Annotated in this window: 1 protein-coding gene; it reads left to right on the forward strand. The window is 60.6% G+C overall.

Annotated features, from left to right (window positions below; all coding sequences use genetic code 11):
- Positions 1-1,119: bifunctional 2-methylcitrate synthase/citrate synthase (prpC, locus tag NCS02_RS36150; protein WP_250520764.1), on the forward strand; the 1,119-nt coding region annotated here is incomplete at both ends.

The raw sequence follows: 1,119 nt of genomic DNA on the forward strand, positions 1-1,119 counted from the left end.
GGCGCATTCAAGCCGAAGAAATCCGTCGCGCTGTCGGGCGTGACGGCGGGCAATACCGCGCTGTGCACCGTCGGCAAGACGGGCAACGACTTGCACTATCGCGGCTACGACATTCTCGATGTCGCGACGACGTCCGAGTTCGAAGAGATCGCGCATCTGCTCGTGCACGGCAAGCTCCCGAACGCCGCCGAACTGAAGGCATACAAGACGAAGCTGAAGGCGTTGCGCGGCCTGCCCGCGAATCTCAAAGCCGCGCTGGAATGGATTCCCGCGTCCGCGCATCCGATGGACGTGATGCGTACCGGCGTCTCCGTGCTCGGCACGATCCTGCCGGAGAAGGACGATCACAACGCGCCGGGCGCGAAAGATATCGCCGACAAGCTGATGGCCTCGCTCGGCTCGATGCTGCTCTACTGGTATCACTATTCGCACAACGGCAAGCGCATCGAAGTCGAAACCGATGACGATTCCATCGGCGGTCACTTTCTGCATCTGCTGCATGGCGTCGCGCCGTCCAAAGCGTGGGTCGATGCGATGCACGTATCGCTCAATCTTTACGCCGAACACGAGTTCAACGCATCGACGTTCACGGCGCGCGTGATCGCGGGCACGGGTTCGGACATGTATTCCGCGATCACCGGCGCGATCGGCGCGCTGCGCGGTCCGAAGCATGGCGGCGCGAACGAAGTCGCGTTCGAAATTCAATCGCGCTATCAGACGCCGGATGAAGCGGAAGCCGATATCAAACGCCGCGTCGAAAACAAGGAAGTCGTGATCGGCTTCGGCCATCCGGTGTACACGATCTCCGATCCGCGCAACAAGGTCATCAAGGAAGTCGCGAGGAATCTGTCGAAGGAAGCCGGCGACACGAAGCTGTTCGATATCGCCGAGCGCCTCGAATCGGTGATGTGGGACGCGAAGAAGATGTTCCCGAACCTCGACTGGTTCAGCGCGGTTTCATATCACATGATGGGCGTGCCGACCGCGATGTTCACGCCGCTCTTCGTGATCTCGCGCACGTCGGGATGGAGCGCGCACATCATCGAGCAACGCATCGACAACAAGATCATCCGGCCGAGCGCGAATTACACCGGTCCGGAGAATTTGAAGTTCGTCCCG

This window comes from Caballeronia sp. NCF2 (assembly GCF_023631205.1).
In the GTDB taxonomy this organism is placed as follows: Bacteria; Pseudomonadota; Gammaproteobacteria; order Burkholderiales; family Burkholderiaceae; genus Caballeronia; species Caballeronia zhejiangensis.